This is a genomic window from Promicromonospora xylanilytica (assembly GCF_054782895.1).
Genome location: NZ_BAAGRP010000047.1, coordinates 1 through 4,056, shown reverse-complemented (window position 1 = coordinate 4,056; position 4,056 = coordinate 1). Strand labels below are relative to the sequence as shown.

The window sequence follows — 4,056 nt, the reverse complement described above, 5'->3', positions numbered from 1 at the left end:
TCACCGCCGCCGACCCCCTGCCCGACGACCTCCAGGCGGCCATCGACCTCATCCACCGCCCGCACTAAATGAGCCAAGTCGGGCCGGCTGCTCGCCTTCCACGACCACGAGCTCCTGGCGAAGGCCGAGCCAGCCACGATGCGCGAGCTCGTCTACTGGCTGCCCGCCCGCCTGGCCCACCACGCCCGCAAAAGGTGGCTGCGCTTCGACCGCGACCACCCGCACACCGACGCGATCACCACCGCCTGGCACCGCCTCGCGGCTCTACCCGCCGTGACCTGACCAGCCCGACGACTGTTCCCACGAACCGGAACGGAGCGACCGCACAACCCCCGGCCGGAACCGGCGCACGCAGCGACACGCGCACGGCAACCATGCCCAAGACGCGCCAACCACCAAATCGGACGAACCGCTCAGGCCGGGCTACCCACCAAGTGAATGATCGAGGCTAAGGGTGCCCGTCCTTATCTTGGTCGTTCTCGTAGCCATCGGGGACGCCGTCGTGGTCCGCGTCGATCGACTCGAGTTGCTTGATGTCCCGGTAGTGGCGGTTGCGGGCCCGCAGTAACACCGCAGCCAGCAGAGCCGCTGCAACGGAGGCGGTGAGGATCGCGACCTTGGCGTAGTCGGTGTCGATGCTGCCAGGGGCGAAGCTCAGTTCGGAGATGAGTAGCGAGACGGTGAAGCCGATCCCGGCCAGCAGGGAAACGCCTAGTAGGTCGATCCAGTGGTAGGACGGATCCAGGTGCCGGCGGGTGACTTTAGTGGTCAGCCAGGTTGCTCCCACGATTCCGACGGGCTTGCCCAGCACCAGCCCGCACATGATGCCCAACGCTACGGGAGCGGTCAGGGCCGTGGTGAGTCCATCCCAGCCGCCTACGGCCACACCTGCGGAGAAGAAGGCGAACACAGGCACTGCGAATCCGGCCGAGATGGGGCGGAAGCGGTGCTCGAACTCCTCGGCCAGGCCAGGGCCACCCGTTGGGCCTCCGCTGGCCTTGCTACGCATGACAGGCACGGCGAATCCGAGCAGGACCCCGGCCACGGTGGCATGGATCCCGGCCTCGTGGACCAGCACCCAGATCACAAGCGCCAGGGGCAACAGGATGACCCAAAACGCCCAGGCGCGCACGCTGAAAAACCGTGAGAAGCGATGTGTGAGGAACGCGAACACAGCCAGCGGTACCAAAGCCAGCAGCAACGGGGCCAAGGCCACGTCATCGGTATAGAAAACAGCGATGATCGTGATCGCTATCAAATCATCGACTACCGCAAGAGTCAGCAGGAACAGCCGTAGGGCGGGAGGAAGGTGGGAACCAATGATGGCCAGCACTGCCACGGCGAAGGCGATGTCGGTGGCGGTGGGGATGGCCCACCCGCCAACGGATTCGGGGCTGGCGGCATTGAAAGCAACATAGACCAGCGCCGGGATAAGGGCACCGCCCACAGCGGCAGCCACTGGAACGAGGGCTTTGCTGAACTGCCGCAAGTCCCCCGCTACGAACTCACGTTTCAGCTCCAGACCCACGAGGAAAAAGAAAATGGCCAGCAATCCGTCCGCTGCCCATGCACCGAGGCTCAGCCGCAGGTTCCAAGGCTCGTAACCGACCTCGTAATCTCTCAGCGCGAAATAACTGTCCGCGGCAGGAGAATTCGCCCACACAATCGCAATCAGTGCCGCGGCGACCAACAACAATCCGCCGATGGTCTCCTTGCGCAGGATTTCCCCAATGCGCCGGGCCTCAAGGTAGCTGCCACGGTGGAGGGCGTCGCGGCTGTGGTTATCCGGAGTGACGGTGGGATCATGGCTGAACATCGGTGGCTCCTCAATTGTCGGGTTTGATAGATGTGCTCGTGTCGACCAGATTTCCTGGCTCACCAGACCGACAGTTTACGTGTGGAGCGCCCAACCGACAGTCATCTCTTGCCGATTTACATTCAGCCGACGACCTGAATGAAGCCAGCAGCCGAATGCACTCGACGGTCTAAGCCGAAGTCGAGGTCTGGTCCAGGTCTCGGCGTCCCTTGCGGAGCCCGATTTCGTAGGCTGCAAAGGAAATGAGCGTCAGTGCGATTAACGGCAGCACGAACCACGCCATGGCTACGGTGTATCCCTCCAGTGCATCGTGCGCTGTGGCAGCCAGCACAAGGTATCCGGTGTAGGCGGCGTACAAAACCACGAACAAGCTGCCCTCCCAACGCGCCACCGCGAAGCCCGTGAACGCGATCGGCAGCAGTGCCATTGCGGCCGCCAGCATTACTGGGATATCGAAGGCCACTGCGGCGCCGGATACGGGAATGCCCTCAAGAGAGATGAGCGCGGTTAGTCCTAGCACTACCCCTATGTTGAAGATATTGCTGCCGACCACGTTGCCCACCGCTAGGTCCCGTTCACCGCGACGCACGGCAATGATGGACGTCGCCAGCTCGGGCAGCGATGTCCCGACAGCCACAACGGTCAGTCCGACCACGAGGCTGCTTACGCCCAACGTGGTGGCTATGTTCACTGCTCCTTCCACGAGCAGCGTGGCACCGGCGACCAGCAACGCGACCCCCAGCAGCACGAAGAAGAGCGACCTGCCGACCGAGGCGCCTAGCGCAGCCCCTTCCTCGTCGGCTGGATCGACGGTTGCCGAATCTCCTGTCCCTTCCCGGGTATTCACCGCGGTCTTGGCGTCCCGCCGACTAATCACCACGGTCATTATTGTGTGGACCACCACACCGAAAAATAGTATCAGCCCGTCCACCGCACTGATCCTCCCATCCAGGGACACAAGGAGCAGTAGAACTGACAAGACGACCATCAGGGGCAGGTCAAAGCGGACCAGCCTCCGCTTTACAGCGAGGGGAATGACCAGCGCGGACAGTCCCAGGATGAGCAGGACATTAACGATGTTGCTGCCAACCACATTGCCCACGGCAAGCCCCGGTTCATCACGCAGTACAGCACCGACGCTCACTGCCAACTCGGGTGCCGACGTCGCCGTTGACACTACGGTGAGACCGATCACCAATGACGAAATCCCGAAACGTCCGGCCAGTGCTGACGCCCCACGCACCAAAAATTCCCCACCCAAGACCAGCAGCACCAGTCCGATCACGATCCGTCCAACATCAAGTGCATCCATGAGTAGGAGTATACAGACCACAGTTCAGGCCCTGCCACCAGCACCCGCTAACCTAGACAGCCCTCTCGGCGTCCCCCAATCAATCATTCACCGGACCACTCAACGTGCTTCTTTAGCGATCCTCACTGCTTCACTATTTCCCGGGCCGACCGCCACCAAAAATTCCATACAGGACCTGGTTTTGCTGATTCTCGGGTACCCCGCCCGCAAAATCGTCCCGCCGGGTATCGCAACCGCTACGGTAAGCACAATGCCCGGACATGACCAAGCGAGAGGCACAAAATCCTTTCCAACCGGACTCCTACCCGGGGACCCAACCAGGTGGAGAACGGCAGTCTCGCAGATAACAGCGCCAAAAGAAGAGGCGCAGTCGGGCTATCTTGGAGGACTTCTTTTCCCCCGGCATGCGCCAGTACAATCGCTAAGCGGCCCATCCCGGCATGAAAGTGCGGGCAAGTCCTAGCCTCGAAATTTCATGATGCCCGTGAGTGGGGTGGGCCGGCGTCGTTGCCGGTGTTCAGCTGCTGATTCTGGCATCTGGGTGTGACGATCTGTCGCAGTGTCCGTTGCGGGCGGTCGGGTTCCACGCCCGAGGTCGTGCAGCTGGAGATCGTAGGGACGGCTGAGTCGTCTGGTCAGGTCTGGGCGACGGCGGTGCGGAGCCGGTTGACGCCGGTCAGGACGGTGGAGGCTTCCGGGGCGTGCCGGGCGAGGTGGAGGACCTTGTGTCGGCAGCGCCGCACGAGCGTCGCGGGGATCTCGAACAACCGCGCGCGGAGTCGTTTGGGCTCCCATCTCCTTGCGTCGCCGCTGGTGAAGGCGATGGTCTGCATCCAGGCGACAAGCTCCCGACTTGGCTCATTTAGTGCGGGCGGTGGATGAGGTCGATGGCCGCCTGGAGGTCGTCGGGCAGGGGGTCGGCGGCGGT

3 protein-coding genes and 1 pseudogene are annotated in these 4,056 nt (G+C 62.7%); 1 reads left to right on the top strand and 3 read right to left on the bottom strand.

Annotation, left to right across the window (positions count from 1 at the left end; genetic code table 11):
* Positions 1 to 138 precede the first annotated feature (138 nt).
* Entirely contained in the window at positions 139 to 282 is a 144-nt protein-coding gene (locus ACYVK7_RS17765; RefSeq protein ID WP_460889052.1) for a hypothetical protein, read from the top strand.
* Positions 283 to 448: 166 nt separating this feature from the next.
* Here the strand turns inward: ACYVK7_RS17765 and nhaA are convergent, their stop codons facing one another.
* The 3 genes and pseudogenes from nhaA to ACYVK7_RS17750 form a co-directional block, all read right to left on the bottom strand.
* Positions 449 to 1,816, bottom strand: coding sequence for a Na+/H+ antiporter NhaA (nhaA, locus tag ACYVK7_RS17760; protein ID WP_460889051.1), 1,368 nt, complete (start codon positions 1,814 to 1,816; stop codon positions 449 to 451).
* Positions 1,817 to 1,985: 169 nt separating this feature from the next.
* Positions 1,986 to 3,128 (bottom strand): calcium/sodium antiporter, encoded by a 1,143-nt coding sequence (locus ACYVK7_RS17755; protein ID WP_460889050.1) that lies wholly within the window; start codon positions 3,126 to 3,128, stop codon positions 1,986 to 1,988.
* Positions 3,129 to 3,763: 635 nt separating this feature from the next.
* A pseudogene (locus ACYVK7_RS17750) lies at positions 3,764 to 3,976 on the bottom strand (transposase); the annotation flags it as partial.
* Between the last annotated feature and the right edge of the window lie 80 nt (positions 3,977 to 4,056).